Origin of the sequence: Selenomonas sp. oral taxon 137 str. F0430, from assembly GCF_000183625.1 — a bacterium.
Classification (GTDB): Bacteria; Bacillota; Negativicutes; order Selenomonadales; family Selenomonadaceae; genus Centipeda; species Centipeda artemidis.
In genome coordinates this window covers 100,765-120,664 of sequence record NZ_AENV01000008.1, presented here as the reverse complement: position 1 = coordinate 120,664, position 19,900 = coordinate 100,765, and the positions used below count along the sequence as shown (strand labels likewise).

The following is a 19,900-nucleotide window of genomic DNA, read 5'->3' as shown; positions in this document are numbered from 1 at the left end:
TATGGGCTATGCGGAGGAAGACTATCTGCAGCTCTCGGAGATTCAGCATTATGCCTTTTGTCCGCGCCAATGGGGGCTGATTCATCTCGAGCAGCACTGGCAGGAGAACGTATTGACCGTTGAGGGCAATGCCCTGCACGAAAAGGCGCACGATGAGGACATCAAGGAAAAGCGCGGCGGTAAAATCATCGTGCGCGGCATGCGCGTCGCGTCCGGCCGCCTCGGCATCTCCGGCGCATGCGACGTCGTCGAGTTCCATGCCGATACCGCAGGCGTTGCGATTCCCTCTTATGCGGGGCGATATCGTGTTGTCCCCATCGAATACAAGAGAGGAAAGCCGAAGGAAGGGAATGAGGATGTGCTTCAGCTGACACTGCAGGCACTCTGCCTCGAGGATATGCTCGCGGCAGAGATTCCCTTCGGGTTTCTTTACTACGGAGAGATTCGCAGGCGCGTTAAGGTGGACATCTCGGATGAGCTGAAAGCGCAGATTCCCGTTCTGGTTGCGCAGATGCGCCGGTATATCGCACGCGGACACACGCCTGAGGTAAAACGGAGAAAAGGCTGTGCCAACTGTTCGCTCAGCACGGTCTGCGTTCCGAAACTGAAACGGCTCGGGTCGGCAAAACGGTATTTGGAGAGGAGGCTAGCCGAAGGATGAAACCGCTCCTCAACACGCTTTATGTCAACCAAGACGAGGCATATCTCGCGCTCGACGGAAACAACGTCGTCGTTCGTCGCGAGAATAAGGAACTCGCGCGTTTTCCGCTCCATAACTTTGAGCAGATTACAACCTTTGGCTATACGGGGGCGAGCCCTGCGCTCATGAGAAAATGCGCCGAAGACAACATCGCGCTGACGTTCATGACGCCGGAGGGCCGGTTCCAAGCGCGCGTCATCGGCAAGACCAACGGCAACGTCCTTTTGCGCAAAGAACAGTACCGGCGTGCGGACAGCGAGGAGGAATCTCTGCCCCTTGCGCAGAACTTTATCCTCGGGAAGATATATAATGCGCGTTGGACAATCGAGCGCACACGCAGAGATCATGCGCTGCGGATTGACGAGGAGAAATTCAGCAGTATGAGCGAATTTCTCCAAACATCGTGTCGTGAAGTGATGAAGACGCGGGATTTAGAAGAGCTGCGCGGCGTCGAAGGGAAGGCCGCAGTCGCGTACTTCTCCCTATTCGACGATATGATTCTCAAACAAAAGAAGGATTTCTTCTTCACGGAACGCAACCGCAGACCGCCGCTCGACAACATGAACTGCCTGCTGTCCTTTCTCTATGCGCTGCTCATGAACGATGTCGCATCCGCGCTCGAGGGCGTCGGACTGGATTCCTATGTCGGTTTTCTGCATCGCGATCGTCCGGGGCGGCAGTCGCTCGCGCTCGACATGATGGAAGAACTTCGTCCGACGGCAGATCGCACGGCGTTTTCGATGGTCAATACGAAAAAGATTTGCGGAAGGGATTTTAAAACCGAGGAGAGCGGCGCCGTTCGTCTCACGGACGACGGGCGGAAGAAAATTCTTGAAGCGTGGCACGCACACAAGGAGACGAGCATCACGCATCCCTTTATGGAGGAAAAGGTGAAGCGGGGTCTTGTGCCGCATGTGCAGGCCATGCTCCTCGCGCGCTATCTGCGCAGTGACCTCGACGCATATCCGCCGTTCCTATGGAAGTAGGAGGGGGATGTCATGTATGTTCTGATTACCTACGATATCAAAACTGTCGATGTCGAAGGGAGGCGGCGCCTGCGCCAGGTTGCGCGGAAATGCCGCGCATATGCACAGCGCGTGCAGAACTCTGTCTTCGAGTGTAAAGTAGACCCAACACAGTGCAAACAGTTGGAACTCGCCCTGCTTGACATCATAGACCTGCAGGAAGACAGCCTTCGGTTTTATTTTCTCGGGAAGGATAAAGGGCCGAAGGTGAAGCATTACGGAACCAAAGAGTCTTACGACTTGGAGGCGGCCGTCATCATCTGAGCAGTTCTTTATGAGTGCGAAGGTGAAGTGAACAGAAAATAGCATGATAAAATATAGGCGGAAGAACCGTGCCAAAGGAGGGACGTGGGACGAACCGCCGAGAAAAATCGTATTTGTGGCGAGTAACACCCATAAATACGTGGCAAAAGGCTCCCTTTGTGGAACCGGTTGCTGTCGCGCCCCGCACGGGGCGCGTGGATTGAAACCGCCGGCGGCGCGTGCACGGATTGATGAGATGCAGTCGCGCCCCGCACGGGGCGCGTGGATTGAAACTCCCTCTCGGACTGCTCGATGGAGGTAGCAAGGCGTCGCGCCCCGCACGGGGCGCGTGGATTGAAACATTCTCCGGCAGGGAAAAGACCTCATGCGGCAGGTCGCGCCCCGCACGGGGCGCGTGGATTGAAACGGCTGGGTACATCGGGAGACAGGGCTTCGTCGTTGTCGCGCCCCGCACGGGGCGCGTGGATTGAAACATACGCTTGGCGATGCCCTCGGCGATTGCCGTTGTCGCGCCCCGCACGGGGCGCGTGGATTGAAACGTCACGGTGCGCTCTCTGCCGCCCTCTCCGATGGCGTCGCGCCCCGCACGGGGCGCGTGGATTGAAACCTGCAAGACTTAGAACGCCGCCGGGGGAACAGCTGTCGCGCCCCGCACGGGGCGCGTGGATTGAAACGTGAAGGCATACAAAAAGCGCCCCGCAGGACGCTGTCGCGCCCCGCACGGGGCGCGTGGATTGAAACCACGCCGTTGGCACCCTGCTTGATTCCCGCAATGTCGCGCCCCGCACGGGGCGCGTGGATTGAAACAGACGCCCCTGTGCTGCGATTATCCAGTCCGGCGTCGCGCCCCGCACGGGGCGCGTGGATTGAAACTTGTTGTGGCAGTACTCAGACGCATTTCAAATCGTCGCGCCCCGCACGGGGCGCGTGGATTGAAACGGCAACGGCGCTCCTTATGAACGAGTCTTCGAGTCGCGCCCCGCACGGGGCGCGTGGATTGAAACGAAGACTATCATGTGAATATCACAGGGTCGGGGCGTCGCGCCCCGCACGGGGCGCGTGGATTGAAACCCTTAACCACTCCATGTATTGCACGGCGTTGAGGGTCGCGCCCCGCACGGGGCGCGTGGATTGAAACGTCGACTGTGAGCGGCTCGCTGACGCTCTCGCCGTCGCGCCCCGCACGGGGCGCGTGGATTGAAACATTTGTTCCTCCTATCACCGCGCCACCTGCCCGCGTCGCGCCCCGCACGGGGCGCGTGGATTGAAACTTTGACAGCTTATTTGACAGCCTGGGGGTCTTAGTCGCGCCCCGCACGGGGCGCGTGGATTGAAACTGTCTCATCAAATGGGACACGCGGCGTGAGCATGTCGCGCCCCGCACGGGGCGCGTGGATTGAAACTTCTTGGACTTGACACCGTCCACGTAGTAGTCGGTGTCGCGCCCCGCACGGGGCGCGTGGATTGAAACATGTTTCCTCCTTACGCACTCTCAGCCGCATAGGGTCGCGCCCCGCACGGGGCGCGTGGATTGAAACCGTCGTGGCTGTTCATATAGTCTATGACTTTGCGGTCGCGCCCCGCACGGGGCGCGTGGATTGAAACTATGCCGGCAGATTCTGGAAAGCGGTCCACCTCAGTCGCGCCCCGCACGGGGCGCGTGGATTGAAACGTCCTGTACCCACTGCGGGGGCGATATGACAACCGTCGCGCCCCGCACGGGGCGCGTGGATTGAAACCTGCCATGCAGCAGACAACCTCTTGACCTCCGCCGTCGCGCCCCGCACGGGGCGCGTGGATTGAAACCTTCAATTCATCAATGAGCAGATCAATGACCGCTGTCGCGCCCCGCACGGGGCGCGTGGATTGAAACGTTAAGCTCATCAAATCCGCTAAAATCAATCTCGTCGCGCCCCGCACGGGGCGCGTGGATTGAAACGGACAAAAACAGCGGCATACGGAGGGCTGGAAGAGTCGCGCCCCGCACGGGGCGCGTGGATTGAAACGCCTTGACGTAGCCCGCAGGGAGATAGAGACTCGTCGCGCCCCGCACGGGGCGCGTGGATTGAAACAGCAACCGTCCGAGGATCGGGACTTCCTCCTTGTCGCGCCCCGCACGGGGCGCGTGGATTGAAACGTATCCGCGGAAGAAGCGTTGAAATATGCGCACGGTCGCGCCCCGCACGGGGCGCGTGGATTGAAACTTGCCCTCGCGCTGGTACTTCATGAGCGCATCGGTCGCGCCCCGCACGGGGCGCGTGGATTGAAACAGCAGACGCACGTGATCCAAATCTCTCATCTCATGTCGCGCCCCGCACGGGGCGCGTGGATTGAAACGTCTAGGTCATAAACGAACGTGTTGAGCGCAGCTGTCGCGCCCCGCACGGGGCGCGTGGATTGAAACTACACCGATTGAGAGAGCCGCTCGGTTTTTGGTACGTCGCGCCCCGCACGGGGCGCGTGGATTGAAACTATTTCTGATATGCCTGTTCTACAATATCGAGAGTCGCGCCCCGCACGGGGCGCGTGGATTGAAACCCGTATCATTTCGGCACTTTTCAAAAAGTTAGGGGGTCGCGCCCCGCACGGGGCGCGTGGATTGAAACCCTCATAAACCCTCATGGCGGCGTAGACTCCACAGTCGCGCCCCGCACGGGGCGCGTGGATTGAAACTCAAAAAGTTGGGCGTGAGAGAGGATCTCAAGAAGTCGCGCCCCGCACGGGGCGCGTGGATTGAAACTGCCTTGATTGTGCAGAGGAAAATAGTGAGCGGTGTCGCGCCCCGCACGGGGCGCGTGGATTGAAACCCTATAGGGGCAAATGACACTTTTAATACAATTGTCGCGCCCCGCACGGGGCGCGTGGATTGAAACTTTGGCGGCGAACGCGTCTGTGAGAATCTGCCGAGTCGCGCCCCGCACGGGGCGCGTGGATTGAAACCGTCTGCGTCGTTCTGTGTCTCGCCGAGGTAAAGTCGCGCCCCGCACGGGGCGCGTGGATTGAAACATTCTCCGGCAGGGAAAAGACCTCATGCGGCAGGTCGCGCCCCGCACGGGGCGCGTGGATTGAAACATCACCCATTTGTTTTCTGGCATCGGCCGCACCCGTCGCGCCCCGCACGGGGCGCGTGGATTGAAACATGATCCACGCATTGCTTTTGCCCATATCAACCAGTCGCGCCCCGCACGGGGCGCGTGGATTGAAACTATGTAGCCCGCAGGGAGATAGAGACTACCTCGCGTCGCGCCCCGCACGGGGCGCGTGGATTGAAACTGAAACAGCCACGTACCGCCGCCTAATGCCATAGGTCGCGCCCCGCACGGGGCGCGTGGATTGAAACTGTATAAGTAATAGTACGGATATTGGGATCAATGTCGCGCCCCGCACGGGGCGCGTGGATTGAAACATGTTCTTTTTCCTGCTGCCGTTTCCCTATATAGTCGCGCCCCGCACGGGGCGCGTGGATTGAAACAAGTATTCCTTCTACACTTTCTGCCGCCATTTTTGTCGCGCCCCGCACGGGGCGCGTGGATTGAAACTGGCTTGCACGGCTAGGATCGGGCGTAGCCGAATGTCGCGCCCCGCACGGGGCGCGTGGATTGAAACCGGTGTGTTGCCCAAAATGCTATCGCCGAGGGACGTCGCGCCCCGCACGGGGCGCGTGGATTGAAACAACTAAAACACAACTCGAATTATTTCAGTACCTCGTCGCGCCCCGCACGGGGCGCGTGGATTGAAACACCATCAAAGAGACGGCGATTCATCATGCGGACGGTCGCGCCCCGCACGGGGCGCGTGGATTGAAACGGCTGCAGGAGATAACGCCCCTGCAGATCCTTGGTCGCGCCCCGCACGGGGCGCGTGGATTGAAACCGTAATAATCTATACTTAGCATTTCGGTTTCTCGGTCGCGCCCCGCACGGGGCGCGTGGATTGAAACCCTATAGACGCCTACGTTTGTATATGTTATCCTGGTCGCGCCCCGCACGGGGCGCGTGGATTGAAACTACCTGAAACGTTTTGTAATGAAGCTATACTACTGTCGCGCCCCGCACGGGGCGCGTGGATTGAAACTCCATCGGACATATCTCCCTGCGGAGTGGCTGCGGTCGCGCCCCGCACGGGGCGCGTGGATTGAAACTCTCCCGGCGCTGCATAATTCCCGCGCCCAGGAGCGTCGCGCCCCGCACGGGGCGCGTGGATTGAAACCCCTATAACATCCCCTAAAGATTCACCCGAGCCTGTCGCGCCCCGCACGGGGCGCGTGGATTGAAACTTATATCTCCCCGCGCCGAGATACAAAGATCCGCGTCGCGCCCCGCACGGGGCGCGTGGATTGAAACTCTCCCGGCGCTGCATAATTCCCGCGCCCAGGAGGTCGCGCCCCGCACGGGGCGCGTGGATTGAAACGTATTTTGGGATGCAAAGAAGCAGAACAAGCGCGTCGCGCCCCGCACGGGGCGCGTGGATTGAAACCGACACAATGTAGTAATTGCACGGCTTGACGGGATGTCGCGCCCCGCACGGGGCGCGTGGATTGAAACCCGCTCGAGCGCCAATATCCATGTGCGTCGATCGTCGCGCCCCGCACGGGGCGCGTGGATTGAAACGACGTGACGATGGTCGGCAAATCCTCGTTGTAGGTCGCGCCCCGCACGGGGCGCGTGGATTGAAACATCCACCCGTACAGGCTCTAAGATGTACCGCCGCAGTCGCGCCCCGCACGGGGCGCGTGGATTGAAACGTGTATGCGTAGAGCTTCGCCTCGCCGTCGTCGAGTCGCGCCCCGCACGGGGCGCGTGGATTGAAACGTATACCCCCACTTGGTAGTCCTTGTTGTCGGGCGTCGCGCCCCGCACGGGGCGCGTGGATTGAAACAAATCCGTGAAATGGTCGCCCCACTTCTTTGGCAGTCGCGCCCCGCACGGGGCGCGTGGATTGAAACAGGAGGTGGAGCGCAACGGAAAAATTTACCGTACGTCGCGCCCCGCACGGGGCGCGTGGATTGAAACCTGCAGCTGCGCAAGGCTGCTGTTTTGGGCGACGGTCGCGCCCCGCACGGGGCGCGTGGATTGAAACATCGCTGATGACCGCCGTCACGTTCTTTGCACCTGTCGCGCCCCGCACGGGGCGCGTGGATTGAAACGTTTTGAAGGAGCGTCCGCACGCAGAGAAGATGGTCGCGCCCCGCACGGGGCGCGTGGATTGAAACTCGACCGATTCGATCAGCACGTCATTCAGGCGAGTCGCGCCCCGCACGGGGCGCGTGGATTGAAACCTGCAAAATGATTGACCGCCGCAACGACCGCGTAGTCGCGCCCCGCACGGGGCGCGTGGATTGAAACTTTGGATGCGAAGGCGTCCGTCAACACTGCACGAGTCGCGCCCCGCACGGGGCGCGTGGATTGAAACAAGTAATATGCAATAGCACATGATTTTTAAGGTGTCGCGCCCCGCACGGGGCGCGTGGATTGAAACTCTTTCGTCGCGATTGGATTGAGAAAAGAGATATGTCGCGCCCCGCACGGGGCGCGTGGATTGAAACGACGGCGGTGCAGTCCTCGGACGTTGGCTCGAGGTCGCGCCCCGCACGGGGCGCGTGGATTGAAACTTGCGATGTCCATAATGTCGGCAAGGCTATAAAAGTCGCGCCCCGCACGGGGCGCGTGGATTGAAACTCCACCGCTTGCGTAGATGCTCTTGAGCACGTCCGTCGCGCCCCGCACGGGGCGCGTGGATTGAAACGCTCTTGCCGCCGCCTGTCAAATGGGGCTGATCGTCGCGCCCCGCACGGGGCGCGTGGATTGAAACAGCGGATGTGAATACCTGGATTCCGTCCGCAGCAAGTCGCGCCCCGCACGGGGCGCGTGGATTGAAACATCAGATCCTCGAGTGTGAACTCCTGCGGCGGCGGTCGCGCCCCGCACGGGGCGCGTGGATTGAAACAAGCTTACGGTAGAACGTAGAACGGCTAACAGCAAGTCGCGCCCCGCACGGGGCGCGTGGATTGAAACGTTTCGGGCAAGCCTACCAGCTCGTCTATGAGGAGTCGCGCCCCGCACGGGGCGCGTGGATTGAAACTATCGCCCGTATGAAAGAGAATGCAAAGGCATTGTCGCGCCCCGCACGGGGCGCGTGGATTGAAACAACATATACACTGCAAGAAGTAGATGAGGACATGGTCGCGCCCCGCACGGGGCGCGTGGATTGAAACCCCGAATGAGCCGATGTTTGAAATGATATAGACAGTCGCGCCCCGCACGGGGCGCGTGGATTGAAACCAGTTCCGCCTGCGCGGGCGTTTTCTCCTTGAGGGTCGCGCCCCGCACGGGGCGCGTGGATTGAAACTAGGGTGTCTTCTAGTATCTGCTCTCGATAGCCTCGTCGCGCCCCGCACGGGGCGCGTGGATTGAAACAACGCGGCTGCCGAGCTCCGCGGCGACAGTGCGAGTCGCGCCCCGCACGGGGCGCGTGGATTGAAACTCGGAAAAAGACTGGGAAGATGACGAAATCCCCGGTCGCGCCCCGCACGGGGCGCGTGGATTGAAACCATCCGTCAACTAACATGTCGCTAGGACGGATTGTCGCGCCCCGCACGGGGCGCGTGGATTGAAACGCAAAAAGGTATTGACGCGAAAATTGCTGTGTGGTCGCGCCCCGCACGGGGCGCGTGGATTGAAACCTACGGCGGGGTCGTCTTCTCCCGTCAAGCGGGGTCGCGCCCCGCACGGGGCGCGTGGATTGAAACACCGATGCGGATGTGACCGAGCAAAACGAGGAGCGTCGCGCCCCGCACGGGGCGCGTGGATTGAAACTTCTCTTGAGAGAATCCAGTAAGACCGACGCCAAGTCGCGCCCCGCACGGGGCGCGCGCATCAAAACAGCTCACAGTGTGTATGGAGACCCTTGCTGAGCCACAAGATGGAGCCGTTTTCTTCGATGTGGGGCGCTCCTGCATTTTTGAGAGGATGGCTCAGATGACATAAAAGGGCTTGTTGCACGAATACGTTTTTAGCATAGGTGCAGCAAGCCCTTTTCGTATAAAAATCAGCCTCTCATTAGTTCAGCTTTGAGCTTACGATAGGTGCGTGTCTCGTATGCGCCGATTTGGGACTCGGGGTGATCCGAGCCGTAGGCGTGACCGCTGACGGAGAGGATGGGCGGGGACTGGATACGCTTGGCGACTGCCATGCCGGTATAGAGCCCCCACCAATGTTCGAGGTCGGCGATGAAATCCGTTGCCGTCGGGAAATATGCGGCGACAAGTCCCGCAGCGCAGCCGATATATTCTTCGAGCGTGTTTTTCGCATATGCCCGCAGGATGTCCTCGGGGAGACGGTTCTCCTCGGCAAAGGCGCGGAAGAGGTAGTCGTGGTACGGGTAGCGGATGGGGTCGCCCTTTCCCTCGTCGACATTCTGCGCGTCGGACAGCTCCGCGCTCGGCACGATGTCGATGATGCCCTGCGGGATCGCTTCGCGTCCGTAAACCTCGGCGTTCAGATGGCGGGCGAGATCGTAGACCTGATATTTCCAAAGATCGGCGAGCGCGGCGAGAAAACCTGCCAAATCGCCGTAGAGGGTGGCATAGCCGACCGTGCATTCCGCCTTGTTCCCGTTGCAGGTAAAGCCCGCGCCCCACGCAGCCGCAATGCTGCTCAGCACGCGTCCGCTGCGGTTGCGCGCCTGCATATTCTCGCGGACAAAGGAGGAGATCGTTAGATGCTCGCCGGGCGCCGCCGCCGCGCCCTCGACGGGAATCTTCGAGAGCTGCGCGGCGGTGTAGGAGACGCTTTCTTCGATCGGGACAATCATGGAGCGGCAGCCGAGATTTTCCGCCAGCCGGGCGGCAAGTCCCTTCGTCGTCTCCGAGTTGAACCGGCTCGGCATGTTGACGAGGAGCACGCGATCCGCGCCGATGGCGTCGACATAGAGCGCGGCGGAGACGGCGGAGTCGATGCCGCCGGAGATGCCGACGACGACGCGCTCCATATGAATGCGCTCCAAAAATTTTCGCACGGCATAGCGGAGCGTGCGGTAGATCGGTGCGACGGGCGGCTCTTTCACGGCGGGCTCAAGCGAGGTAAGCTGCGTCGTATCGACGACGGTCAGCCCCTCCTCATAGGGCGCGGAGGTCAGCACCGGCGCGCCGTCCGCACGATAGACGCGGCACACGCCGTCAAAGGCATAGACGGTTTTTCCCGTATCCTGCACGCCCAGTGCGTTGACATAGACGACGGCTTTCCTGTGTTTGCGTGCGAGCGCCGCGAGTCCCGCACCGTGTACGGGCGTGGGGAATGGCGCGGCATCGACGGCAATGAGGACATTTTCATCCGGGAGGGCATAGGTGAGCGGGGAGAAGGGGCTGCTCGTATGGAGCGGGCGGCGCGCAATCTCCGTGAGTACGCCGTCGCGTGCGCGGAGGAGCGTGCGGCCGTCCGATACGGGACGTTCCGCCTCGTCCGCGATGCTGCCAAAGAGGACGGTGACGCCCTCCGCCGCGTGTGCAATTTCCTGTGCATAGTCCATGCAGTCGCGCAGGAATGCGGGCTGCGAGAACGCGCTTCCGAGGAATTTCCCCGAGAGTACAAAGGCGGGGAATACCGCCGTCTCCGCGCCCGCGGCTTTGGCTTCCTCTATTTTCTTTCGGATATGCTCCATGTTGAGATCGGGACGACCGGGGATAATCTCCATGGATATGAGTGCAATTTTCATTGACGGAGCTCCTTTCCAAAACGGCGCGTGCTGTGCTATAATAAGTACTATAATTGATATAAGTATTGAAAAACAATAGGTTTTTCAAATACTACAACCGTTGTGACCCTGATTTGACCCCCGAATAATTTGGGGGTCATTTTCTATTGCCTCTAAGACGACATCATGCTCTTTGGGGTATAGATGGGCATAGGTTCTTAATGTCGTTTCGATTTTATCATGTCCCAGACGTTTTGAAACCTCCATAATGGGGACACCGATATGTATGAGATATGAGGCGTGAGAGTGTCTTAAATCATGAATACGGATAAGTTTGACTCCTGCCTTTTTAGCGCCGGTGTGAAGTCTGCGTATAGATGCTCTAGTCACTATAAAAAGACGCGCATTTGGATCAAGAGGTTTGAGTGATTCGAAAAAGCTCATTAGGTTATCAACCAAAAAAGAAGGAAGGGAAACGACACGGTTACTCCCCGGAGTTTTTGGAGGACCGATTAAGTCCTTTCCCTTTAGCCTTATGTAAGATTTTTGAACGCGAACAATTTTCTTTTCGAGATCGAAATCGGCATATGTCAAAGCCAGTAATTCCCCGACCCTCATGCCGGTCCAAAATAGAAGCATAAATATCGTTTTATGCAAAGGGGAGGATTGCGTTAAGATGAATCTATTAAATTCATCTACTGTCCAAAACTGCATAGCCTCAGCGCTGCTTTTTCCAATGGTGTCTACACTTTTCATAGGATTTACGTAGAGACCATAATATTTAACGGCAAAATTAAATAGCGATACGAGTTGTCCGTTGATCATCTTTAGATACGTTGGGCTGTATTCGTCGGCAACCAACAAGTTCTGCCATTGACGTATGATTTTGGGAGTAATCTTATCACAGGGATATTGTCCTAGATGGGGAAGGATTCTATTCGAGAATATACTTTCTTTTGTGCTATAGGTCGTTGGTCGGATTCTATGCCTTAGATCCTCCATGTACAGATGATATAGAGATTCTAAGGTCATAGAAGGTGATTCGGTTTTTTGGCGTAAAAATTCTTGCTCGAAGAGCTGAGCGTCCTTCTTTTTTGCAAAGCCGCGCTTCGTTGTCTCTTTTTTATTCCCTGCCCAGTCTGTGTATTTGATCTTTGCAAACCAAGTACCGCGTTTTAAGTCTTTGTGGACAGACATAATGACTCCTTTCAGAATGGGGGTGCAGGGGGCAACGCCCCATGAGGTGGAGGGTGGGGAGGCGGTAGCAGAAAGCATGAGTGCAACTGATGCTTTCTGCGGAGCAACGATTCATTCAGAGGAACAGGTTTTATGCGGCAATGTGACGGTTGAGACCGCCACGATATTACGGCGTCGCGGATAGTAATGCCAAGGCATTTCTATCCCGGGAGTCGTAATAAAGTGCGGAGGAAACGGTCACATAGCGAAAATCCTGTTCCTATCCTTTTCAAAATACAGTATACTGATTATTGCCACAGCCCCGAGAGCTTAAATAGGCAGGAGGGGAGGTGTTTCCATGATTTTCGTATTTCGTGTGCTTGTTGAGCTGCTAATTAGTGTCCTCTGTGACCTGATAGAGCGGTGGCTAGGATGGTAGCGCACACGCCGTCATTGTGGCACTAGCCGTTAATCTCTGCTGTATGGCTTTTTGACCATACAAAAAGCCCTGCAATTCGCACTTGCAGGGCTTTTCTGGTGTTTCAATGCTTTTCGTTTTCGTGTTTTTATATTATAGCATCTAAACACAATGGTTTCAAGCCCCGCAATGAGCGCCTATTTTTTATGCAGTTTGATCCAGCGTCGCAGGCGTGGTGAGAGGAAAAATGACTAGTTTTTTCCCCCGGCAGCAGCGGCAAGATTGTTTTTATGCTTTAGATAATTGATAAACTCGCGTACTTCAAGCTCCATATCCGGAGATAAGTCCTCGAGATCCTGTAATACTCCTTCATGACGTGAAGGAGCTTTTTCTTTTTGTGGTGGGGTAGGATCGTCTGTGCGCCCGAGGAGGTAGTCTGTTGTGACCCCGAAATACTCAGATATTTTCAGCAACGTTGATGAGTCTATGTCGCGTTGTTCTGTTTCCCATTGCGATATTGTATTTTGAGCAACGTTTAGTAAACGACTAAATTGTTTTTGACTCATATTTTGAGCCTTACGTAATTCTGCTATTCGATTCATACCAACCTCCATGGTATCTATATTATCTCAAATAGCGATTTTACTTTGAATACTGTATCTCAAAATGAGTTGACTTTTTTTGATAAACACAATATAATCTCATTATGAGATATAAGGAGGGGTGATATGAAATTATTAAAGAAGCTACGAATGAATGCATCGTATTCTCAAAAGTCATTTGCGAAAATTGTAGGGATTTCTCAAAATCACTATTCCAACATCGAAAATGGAATACGGAGACCGTCTCCAGCAGTAGCAAAAAAATAGCCACTGTCCTAGACTTTCCAGAGCAGTGGTACAAATTGTTGGAGGATTAAAGGAGGTATTACGATGCCAACAGGCTATAAGACGGCAAAGAGTAACTTCATCACTGCACCGGAGATTGCCGATGTGTGCGCGATCTCAGTCTCCAAGGCGTACAAAATTCTTGCAGAACTCAATGCCGACCTGCAAAAGATGGGCAAGTGTACGCTGCGCGGCAAGACGAATCGGCGGTACTTCGAGATGAGGTATCTCGATGTATGAGCAAAAAAGGAAGGATAACAGTGACACTATCAGAAGTAAAAGCGCAGCTGATAACCGAGTGTGCGAAGTCAGGTGCAAAGGCTTGTGTTATCGCGACAACGGATGGAAAAACAGCGCGAATCAGTTTAAGGGGCAACGAGGATGAAGTTTTACAGCTAATTACGAATTGCTTTGATGTTGTTAAAAGGGGGCAAAAAAATGCCACCGATAAAATATCGGCAGCATTTTCGTCTGCACTAAACAGACTGAACCTTTGTTTAGTATAGCAGACTTTCGCGGAAGAAACAATAGGCGAAAGGACTGATTTTCATGAAAACAATATCACTCATTAACAAAAAGGGCGGCGTAGGAAAGACGACGATCACGGTCAATCTTGCCTATGCGCTCGCCGAGAGCTGCGATTTGCGTGTTTTGGTCGTCGATAACGACGATCAAGGCAACGCTACGCAGTTTTTTGATGTTACGCCGGACTTTACGCTTGCAGATGTTTTGACGGGGATGGATATTCGCTCCTGCATCTCCCGGACACGCTATCCCTTGATTCATCTCCTGCCGAGTGACGAGCGGCTGTTGGACGCAAATGTTGCCGTTATCAAGGACGAGACAATCGTGCAACAGTCGATACTCAAAGACGCCCTCGCATCCGTGCAAGATCTCTATGATGTATGCCTCATCGATAATCCGCCGACGATCAACGCATCGGTGATCAACGCACTCACGGCAAGTGATGAGGTTATTATCGTTACGACGCCGGATCTCTATGGCATCCGTGGCGTAGAGCAGATGATTTCCTATATCGAATCCATACAGGCAGATTACAATCCGCATCTTCGTTTTCGCGGATGCTTGCTGAATAAGTTTTCCGCGACGCCACACGGATTCCGGACGATTGCCAAAATGCGGAAAGATATTCCTCTCTTTACGGCACGCATTCGTTACACCAAGGACAAACCGGAAGCGGCAGCGGGAGAACACTGCAGCATCTTCGAGTATTCGCCGAACTGTGGATTTTCGTGCGATCTCGTGAAATTCCTGCGCGAACTAATGGAGGGTATGTGAGATGAAAAAGCAGTCGTCAGCGCTGATCGCAAAGCTGCTGAACAAAAACTCGCAGCCGCAGTCGCAAGGTATCCATAATGAACACCTTGCGGAGCAAATTGTAATGCGCTCTGTCCATGACCTTGTGCCGAATCCAAAAAACACGGCATATCGGACGGATAATATTGACGAACTGGCGGCGATGATTGAACTCACACATCGGATTGAGCCGCTGATCGTGAAGCAGCTCCCCGATGAAGAGGGGAAATACATGATTCTGAGCGGACATCGCCGGCGTCTCGCACAGCTCTATCGTCTCGAAAGCGGCATGACCGACGATCCGTGCGTACCGACAATTACACGGGAGGTCATAAATCCGCTGGAGGAAGTCATCACAGGCGATGAGATGGAAACGCTGAACATCGTGTTTCCGAATAAGGGATCTCGCCGAAATCTTTCACCCGTGGAAGAAGCGGCGGAGATCGCTCTTATTAAGCCGATCATCCGGAAGATCTATGAATATCAGAAAGAACGCGGAGAGATCGCCGGGAAGTTCAGAGCGTTTTTTGCAAGCCTTCTTGATATATCCGAAACGACCCTCGCCCGCAAGGAGGCGATAGGGAAACTATCGGATGCGGCAAAAGAAGCCGTTGAGGAGGGACGTATGACTGCGACGGCAGCCGCCGAACTTTCGGCACTGCCGGAAGAAGAGCAGGATGAGATGCTAGAGATCATCGAGGCGCAAGGAGAACGCCCGACGGTTGAGACCGTGCAGCGCGTCAAAGAAAAGCGTCAGCCGGAATCTGTGGAGAATAAGATGTCCCCTGTGCCGCTATCGATGGAGGAAGCGCTTGAAGCAGAGGGGCAGGAACGGCTTTCCTTTGCCATAGATGAGGTCTTTGACGCTACCGATAATGATACGGTCGATTCGTTGGGGCTTGATGATACAGATGTAAATCAGTGGGTTACAGCCGCACTGATACATATTTGTAACACGATAGATCGTAATCTTGAGAAATGCAGAGTACTGGGACGACCGGACTGTGCAAAATGGGAAGCTCGCAGCAATATTCTGTTGGATGTCCTCAGAAAAGCTCTAAATGAGCATCTTGAAAAGGCGACAGAGCTACAGATGAAGCACTTGAGCGAGGGAGAAATATGACCGGGACAAGCTGCCTTACTTACGATTCACCACTTACTTTTTCGCCGCTCCTAGCTGCAAAAATTGGCATGAATGAAGCCGTTTTTTTACAGCAGCTTCAATATTGGATCAGCCAAAAGATGGGAAAACAAGATGAGTATGGGCGCCGCTGGATCTATAACACGGTCAAACAGTGGAACAAACAGTTCCCGTTTTGGTCGGAGCGCACAATCAAGCGGATTATAACAAACCTTGAATCCGAGAAATTGTTGCTATCTGTCAGGATCGGAGATGGATTCGATAAGAAAAAGGCGTATACGATCAATTATGACCGTATGGCAGTCATAAATCAAGAAATTGTCCATGCACAGGCAGAAGAGAGTATGAGCCGAGCAGATGAGAAGATCTATATCCCTGCCGGGATTGTTCCTGTGCCCTCGAATAGGCTTTCACCGTCAGAGACTCTATCGCCGCAGGACGAAGACGATGAAGAGCGCGTATATGATCTTTCCGGGGAATATTCGTCGGTTGAAAACGTCCGGGATGAGGAGTGTCAAAATGACACTCAGGAAGAAAGTCAAAAAGTTGAAGTTAGTGGCACTATCGAGAGTGCCAATTTGACCCGACGGGAGTGCCAAAATGACCCGACGGGGAGTGCCAATTTGACCCGACGGAACACCTCGCCGGAACTGCCGAAAAATCCAGTATCGGCGCGGGATTACACCCCCTCTCCCTCGCGCACGCGCGCAAAGACTACAACAGAGAATACACAAAGAATAACAACAACACCATGTATAGAAAGATCAAAAAGTCAAGAAATAGAGCCTGTTGTTGCCGATGATTTGATTTCTGCTTGTGCGGAGCTGAACATCCCGGAGCACGTGACGGTGAATTGCATCCGCCGGTATGGGGAGAGTGCCGTACGGGAAAAGGCAAAGATGCTGCGCTATGCCCATCAGCGCAATCGAATCGAAAATGCGGCAGGCTGGCTGATCGCCGCATTGAAAGACTCGTATGTCTATACTCCGTCAAGGGATCCGACGAAGGAGCGTGAAAAATTCCGACGGACACAGCAAGAGCAAACAGAGGCGCAGCAGCACCGTCAAGAAGAGCTGCGCGCAAAAGAGCACGCTCGTCTTGCAGCGATGGAGGAGCATCGGGCAAAGGCTACTCCACCGGAGCGTGTATCCGCGCTCTTGCGCGACTGGCACGCACGACACGGACGAGCAAGCCCTTGACCGTAAAGGTGTCCATAATGGACACACTAGCCGAATGCCGAAGGAGGGAGTATATGCAGATTGAATTGACAGTCAACGGAACGAGTGTATTTCGAGCGGAAAAAAGTGCAATGCATGAGAATGGCCGTGTGTGGTATAACCGCGACGCCGTGCTTTCTATCCGTGCCGATCATGAGATGCTGCACGCGGAGCTAACAGGAGGTGTTGAAATGCCCAAAGACATGGAACAGTTAGAGCGTGAACGACTTGCGTTCGAGGAGAAATACGGCGTCATGCGTGAACCGGGGCAATTATTGCCGGAGGAGGAGCGTGTGCTGTGCACGCCGGAGGAGGAACTGGACGATGAGGATAGGGAGATCCTGCGTATGCTGCAAACAGAGATCCCAAATCCGATAGAGGAGGCGAATGACCATGAGTGATGTGAGTGAAGCACGCAAAGCGCTTGTTGAGCAGGTCGCCGCAGATATTGCTGCCGGAAAGCCGTTTTTTTGGGAGTCCGGTATCATCAACGGTGGTCGCCCCAAAAATCTCACGCGAGAAGGGGAGAGTGCAAACTACCACGGCGGAAACAGAATGCGGTTGGCGTATCAAGCCATGCGTATGGGTTATAAGGATAACCGATGGGCAACATACAAACAAGCGCAGTCAATCGGCGCGCAGGTCAAGAAAGGCGAAAAAGCAACCGTTGTTGAGTATTACCAATTTGAGCGGGAGATCTGGAAGAAAAACGAAAAGACGGGGAAAAAGGAACCTGTCTATGAAACAGATCCTGAGACAGGGGAGAAAAAAATCAAAAAAGTGCGGCTCGACCCGCCGCTGGTGAAGAGATCCCTTGTATTTAACGCTGAACAAATGGAAAATGTGCCGCCACTGCCTGAGTTTGAACGTCCGGTTGAGCCTCTGAACGAGAAGATGGAGAGAATGATCGCCAATAGCGAAGCATCGATTCATCACGATCAGCATCATCAAAATTTCTATACGGTGTCAACGGACGAAATCCATCTTGTTTCTCGCGAGGAGTTTAAGACGGATGCTTACTACTATGCGACAGCTGCACATGAGATCGCACATAGTACAGGTCATGAGTCACGCCTTAATCGGGAATTTGGAGGGCAAGCAACGGATACCTATGCGCGGGAAGAGCTGCGTGCAGAGCTGACCTCAATGTTCCTGCATCAGGAATACGGTATCTCGTTTGATAAGCAACATTATGATAACCATGCCGCATATCTCAAGTCGTGGGCAAATGCACTCAGGAAGAATCCTGATGAACTGTTTCGTGCTGCGCACGATGCGGAAAAGGCTGCCGATTACATCAAGACAAATATGATCGAAAAGACAATGGATAAGGAGAAGGTACAGACACAGGCTGTGCAGACGGAACGCTTGGCGGTGGTCACAGAGGAGCGCCCGGCAGAAGAGAAAGGCGTATCCCCCGTGCTTGCCGCGCGCATTAGCAAGATCCGAGCGGCAAAAAAAGCGCAGCAACAGGAAGCATCTGCAAAGCAGAAGCCCGTCGCACGGAAAAGAACGGTGAAAATGGCGCCGAAGAAAGAGGCGGGGAAAAGCCGGAGTCTGAGCCGATAGACGAAGAGGAATAAAAACAAGGTGTCCATTATGGACACCTTGAAACACCTTGCAAGCAATGCAAACGATTGGTATAATCGCTTTTGAGGTGCTACCACAGCGGTAGGCGGTCAATCTTGCCGGGAGTGTATAATAAACTGTGTAAGTAGGAAGACAGCTTAGGAACACTCCCGGTGAGGGGAAGTCAAAAACTAAGGAGGAACCCTTATGTCAAAGAGGCTCCCACGGCGCGGTGCAACGCTCGCTAAGGCAATTATCGAAGAGTATCAGCCCAAGAGTGTAGAAGACATGCAAAACGCCCTCAAAGAAATCTTCGGTCCCATGTTTGAAGCCATGCTCAACGGCGAGATGGAAAACCATCTCGGTTACATGAGCAACGAGCGCAGCGAAAAGGATACAGCAAATCGCCGCAACGGATATACCCCCAAAGTCCTCAAAACCTCGGCAGGCGAGGTTCCCATCAGCGTCCCAAGAGACCGTGACGGCTCTTTTACACCGCAAATCGTTCCCAAAAGACAGACGGACGTTTCGTCCATTGAAGGAAAAGTCCTCGCGATGTATGCCAGAGGAATGAGTCAGCGAGACATCTCCTCCACCATCGATGACATCTATGGCTTTATGCTCAGTGCTGAGCAAATCTCGCATATTACAGACAGTGTGCTTGACGAGCTGCATGAATGGCAAAATCGACCGCTCAAGGCATTTTATCCGTTTGTCTTCGTTGACTGTATCTATGTTTCAATGCGCGGTGACAAAGGCGTATCTGATCAAGCGGTATATGTGATCCTCGGATATGACCTAAAAGGCAAGAAAGACGTTCTAGGGCTATGGATGGGAGATACGGAAAGCAAACATCACTGGATGCAGGTATTTGACGAGATCAAAGCACGCGGCGTACAGGACATCGGCTTCATATCAATGGACGGAGTGAGCGGCCTGGAAGACGGCGCAAAGTCGATCTTTAAGAACGTGGTGGTACAGCGGTGCATTGTTCACCTGATACGCAATTCTCTTAAATACGTTCCGAGCAAGGATTACAAGGCATTTACGGCACAACTTAAAAAGATCTATGGGGCAGTTAGCCTTCGGGCTGCACAGAGCGAATTTGAGAAATTCTGTGAGACTTGGAGCAAGTATCCGGGCGCAATTCGCGTATGGAAGGACAACTTCCGGCATGTTGAACAACTTTACCAATATGGCAGTGATGTCCGTCGTGTCATGTACACAACAAATGCGATAGAGAGTGTCAATGCAAGTTTTCGCAAAGTAACGAAGCAGGGGGCATTTCAAAGCGAGACGGCTGTGTTCAAGGTGCTTTACTTACGGATCAAGGAGCTGTACAAGAAATGGAAGGGACACTCCATTCAGAACTGGGCGATTGTGATGAATCAACTCTGTATTGATGAGCGGGTCGGACAGATGATCCGAAAATATTCCGCTCTATAAGAAACTTACACACTTTACTTGACAAACCCATCTTGCCCCTAGAAAGGGG

Annotated in this window: 15 protein-coding genes and 1 CRISPR repeat array; of the genes, 12 read left to right on the top strand and 3 right to left on the bottom strand. The window is 54.8% G+C overall.

The genetic code is table 11. The annotated features are described in order from the left end of the window. The first annotated feature begins 1 nt into the window (after position 1). The 3 genes from cas4 to cas2 are packed head-to-tail and all read left to right on the top strand — an operon-like array spanning position 2 to position 1,989. On the top strand, positions 2 to 661 hold the full coding sequence (cas4, locus tag HMPREF9162_RS05900; protein ID WP_009350458.1) for a CRISPR-associated protein Cas4: 660 nt from the start codon (positions 2 to 4) through the stop codon (positions 659 to 661). Then, positions 658 to 1,686 (top strand): type I-C CRISPR-associated endonuclease Cas1c, encoded by a 1,029-nt coding sequence (gene cas1c / locus HMPREF9162_RS05895; RefSeq protein ID WP_009438944.1) that lies wholly within the window; start codon positions 658 to 660, stop codon positions 1,684 to 1,686. The genes cas4 and cas1c overlap by 4 nt, the downstream gene beginning before the upstream one ends. A 12-nt stretch (positions 1,687 to 1,698) precedes the next feature. Continuing rightward, entirely contained in the window at positions 1,699 to 1,989 is a 291-nt protein-coding gene (gene cas2, locus HMPREF9162_RS05890) for a CRISPR-associated endonuclease Cas2 (RefSeq protein ID WP_009438724.1), read from the top strand. Between the two features lie 173 nt (positions 1,990 to 2,162). Next, positions 2,163 to 8,871: direct repeats of the CRISPR family, unit length 33 nt; unit sequence GTCGCGCCCCGCACGGGGCGCGTGGATTGAAAC. A 165-nt stretch (positions 8,872 to 9,036) separates the two neighbouring features. Here cas2 and nadE read toward each other — a convergent pair. The 3 genes from nadE to HMPREF9162_RS11940 all read right to left on the bottom strand — a co-directional run bounded on the left by nadE (position 9,037) and on the right by HMPREF9162_RS11940 (position 12,876). Next, a complete protein-coding gene (gene nadE / locus HMPREF9162_RS05885; protein ID WP_009438927.1) occupies positions 9,037 to 10,701 on the bottom strand; it encodes an NAD(+) synthase in 1,665 nt (554 codons plus the stop codon). Between the two features lie 84 nt (positions 10,702 to 10,785). After that, entirely contained in the window at positions 10,786 to 11,877 is a 1,092-nt protein-coding gene (locus HMPREF9162_RS05880; protein WP_009438644.1) for a site-specific integrase, read from the bottom strand. 648 nt (positions 11,878 to 12,525) lie between these two features. Continuing rightward, complete coding sequence (locus HMPREF9162_RS11940; RefSeq protein WP_071586905.1) at positions 12,526 to 12,876, bottom strand: helix-turn-helix domain-containing protein; 351 nt, start codon at positions 12,874 to 12,876, stop codon at positions 12,526 to 12,528. 126 nt (positions 12,877 to 13,002) lie between these two features. On the opposite strand from HMPREF9162_RS11940, the gene HMPREF9162_RS12945 reads away from it, so the two are divergent. The 9 genes from HMPREF9162_RS12945 to HMPREF9162_RS05835 all read left to right on the top strand — a co-directional run bounded on the left by HMPREF9162_RS12945 (position 13,003) and on the right by HMPREF9162_RS05835 (position 19,851). Next, the gene (locus tag HMPREF9162_RS12945; RefSeq protein ID WP_083801390.1) at positions 13,003 to 13,143 is read left to right on the top strand and encodes a helix-turn-helix transcriptional regulator; all 141 of its coding nucleotides are present in this window, start codon (positions 13,003 to 13,005) and stop codon (positions 13,141 to 13,143) included. A 63-nt stretch (positions 13,144 to 13,206) separates the two neighbouring features. After that, a complete protein-coding gene (locus HMPREF9162_RS05865) occupies positions 13,207 to 13,401 on the top strand; it encodes a transcriptional regulator (protein WP_009438805.1) in 195 nt (64 codons plus the stop codon). Continuing rightward, a complete protein-coding gene (locus HMPREF9162_RS12595) occupies positions 13,398 to 13,667 on the top strand; it encodes a hypothetical protein (RefSeq protein WP_217490387.1) in 270 nt (89 codons plus the stop codon). Before HMPREF9162_RS05865 ends, HMPREF9162_RS12595 begins: the two co-directional genes overlap by 4 nt. Before the next feature lie 43 nt (positions 13,668 to 13,710). Continuing rightward, entirely contained in the window at positions 13,711 to 14,460 is a 750-nt protein-coding gene (locus HMPREF9162_RS05860; RefSeq protein WP_009438778.1) for a ParA family protein, read from the top strand. 1 nt (position 14,461) lies between these two features. Beyond that, entirely contained in the window at positions 14,462 to 15,601 is a 1,140-nt protein-coding gene (locus HMPREF9162_RS05855; RefSeq protein WP_009438675.1) for a ParB N-terminal domain-containing protein, read from the top strand. Then, entirely contained in the window at positions 15,598 to 16,818 is a 1,221-nt protein-coding gene (locus HMPREF9162_RS11765; protein ID WP_050782881.1) for a hypothetical protein, read from the top strand. The genes HMPREF9162_RS05855 and HMPREF9162_RS11765 overlap by 4 nt, the downstream gene beginning before the upstream one ends. A 53-nt stretch (positions 16,819 to 16,871) precedes the next feature. After that, on the top strand, positions 16,872 to 17,237 hold the full coding sequence (locus HMPREF9162_RS05845) for a hypothetical protein (protein ID WP_009438657.1): 366 nt from the start codon (positions 16,872 to 16,874) through the stop codon (positions 17,235 to 17,237). Then, on the top strand, positions 17,230 to 18,405 hold the full coding sequence (locus HMPREF9162_RS05840; RefSeq protein ID WP_009438837.1) for an ArdC family protein: 1,176 nt from the start codon (positions 17,230 to 17,232) through the stop codon (positions 18,403 to 18,405). The genes HMPREF9162_RS05845 and HMPREF9162_RS05840 overlap by 8 nt, the downstream gene beginning before the upstream one ends. A gap of 207 nt (positions 18,406 to 18,612) precedes the next feature. After that, a complete protein-coding gene (locus tag HMPREF9162_RS05835; protein WP_009438614.1) occupies positions 18,613 to 19,851 on the top strand; it encodes an IS256 family transposase in 1,239 nt (412 codons plus the stop codon). Positions 19,852 to 19,900 lie beyond the last annotated feature (49 nt).

Excerpts from the sequence above, each read along its gene's own strand:
- HMPREF9162_RS05840 (WP_009438837.1), top strand. The coding sequence starts at position 17,230 with ATGAGTGATGTGAGTGAAGCACGCAAAGCGCTTGTTGAGCAGGTCGCC.
- cas2 (WP_009438724.1), top strand. The coding sequence starts at position 1,699 with ATGTATGTTCTGATTACCTACGATATCAAAACTGTCGATGTCGAAGGG.
- HMPREF9162_RS05845 (WP_009438657.1), top strand. The coding sequence starts at position 16,872 with ATGCAGATTGAATTGACAGTCAACGGAACGAGTGTATTTCGAGCGGAA.
- HMPREF9162_RS05855 (WP_009438675.1), top strand. The coding sequence starts at position 14,462 with ATGAAAAAGCAGTCGTCAGCGCTGATCGCAAAGCTGCTGAACAAAAAC.
- HMPREF9162_RS12595 (WP_217490387.1), top strand. The coding sequence starts at position 13,398 with ATGAGCAAAAAAGGAAGGATAACAGTGACACTATCAGAAGTAAAAGCG.
- HMPREF9162_RS05860 (WP_009438778.1), top strand. The coding sequence starts at position 13,711 with ATGAAAACAATATCACTCATTAACAAAAAGGGCGGCGTAGGAAAGACG.
- cas1c (WP_009438944.1), top strand. The coding sequence starts at position 658 with ATGAAACCGCTCCTCAACACGCTTTATGTCAACCAAGACGAGGCATAT.
- HMPREF9162_RS05835 (WP_009438614.1), top strand. The coding sequence starts at position 18,613 with ATGTCAAAGAGGCTCCCACGGCGCGGTGCAACGCTCGCTAAGGCAATT.
- HMPREF9162_RS12945 (WP_083801390.1), top strand. The coding sequence starts at position 13,003 with ATGAAATTATTAAAGAAGCTACGAATGAATGCATCGTATTCTCAAAAG.
- HMPREF9162_RS11940 (WP_071586905.1), bottom strand. The coding sequence starts at position 12,876 with ATGAATCGAATAGCAGAATTACGTAAGGCTCAAAATATGAGTCAAAAA.
- HMPREF9162_RS11765 (WP_050782881.1), top strand. The coding sequence starts at position 15,598 with ATGACCGGGACAAGCTGCCTTACTTACGATTCACCACTTACTTTTTCG.
- cas4 (WP_009350458.1), top strand. The coding sequence starts at position 2 with ATGGGCTATGCGGAGGAAGACTATCTGCAGCTCTCGGAGATTCAGCAT.
- HMPREF9162_RS05880 (WP_009438644.1), bottom strand. The coding sequence starts at position 11,877 with ATGTCTGTCCACAAAGACTTAAAACGCGGTACTTGGTTTGCAAAGATC.
- nadE (WP_009438927.1), bottom strand. The coding sequence starts at position 10,701 with ATGAAAATTGCACTCATATCCATGGAGATTATCCCCGGTCGTCCCGAT.
- HMPREF9162_RS05865 (WP_009438805.1), top strand. The coding sequence starts at position 13,207 with ATGCCAACAGGCTATAAGACGGCAAAGAGTAACTTCATCACTGCACCG.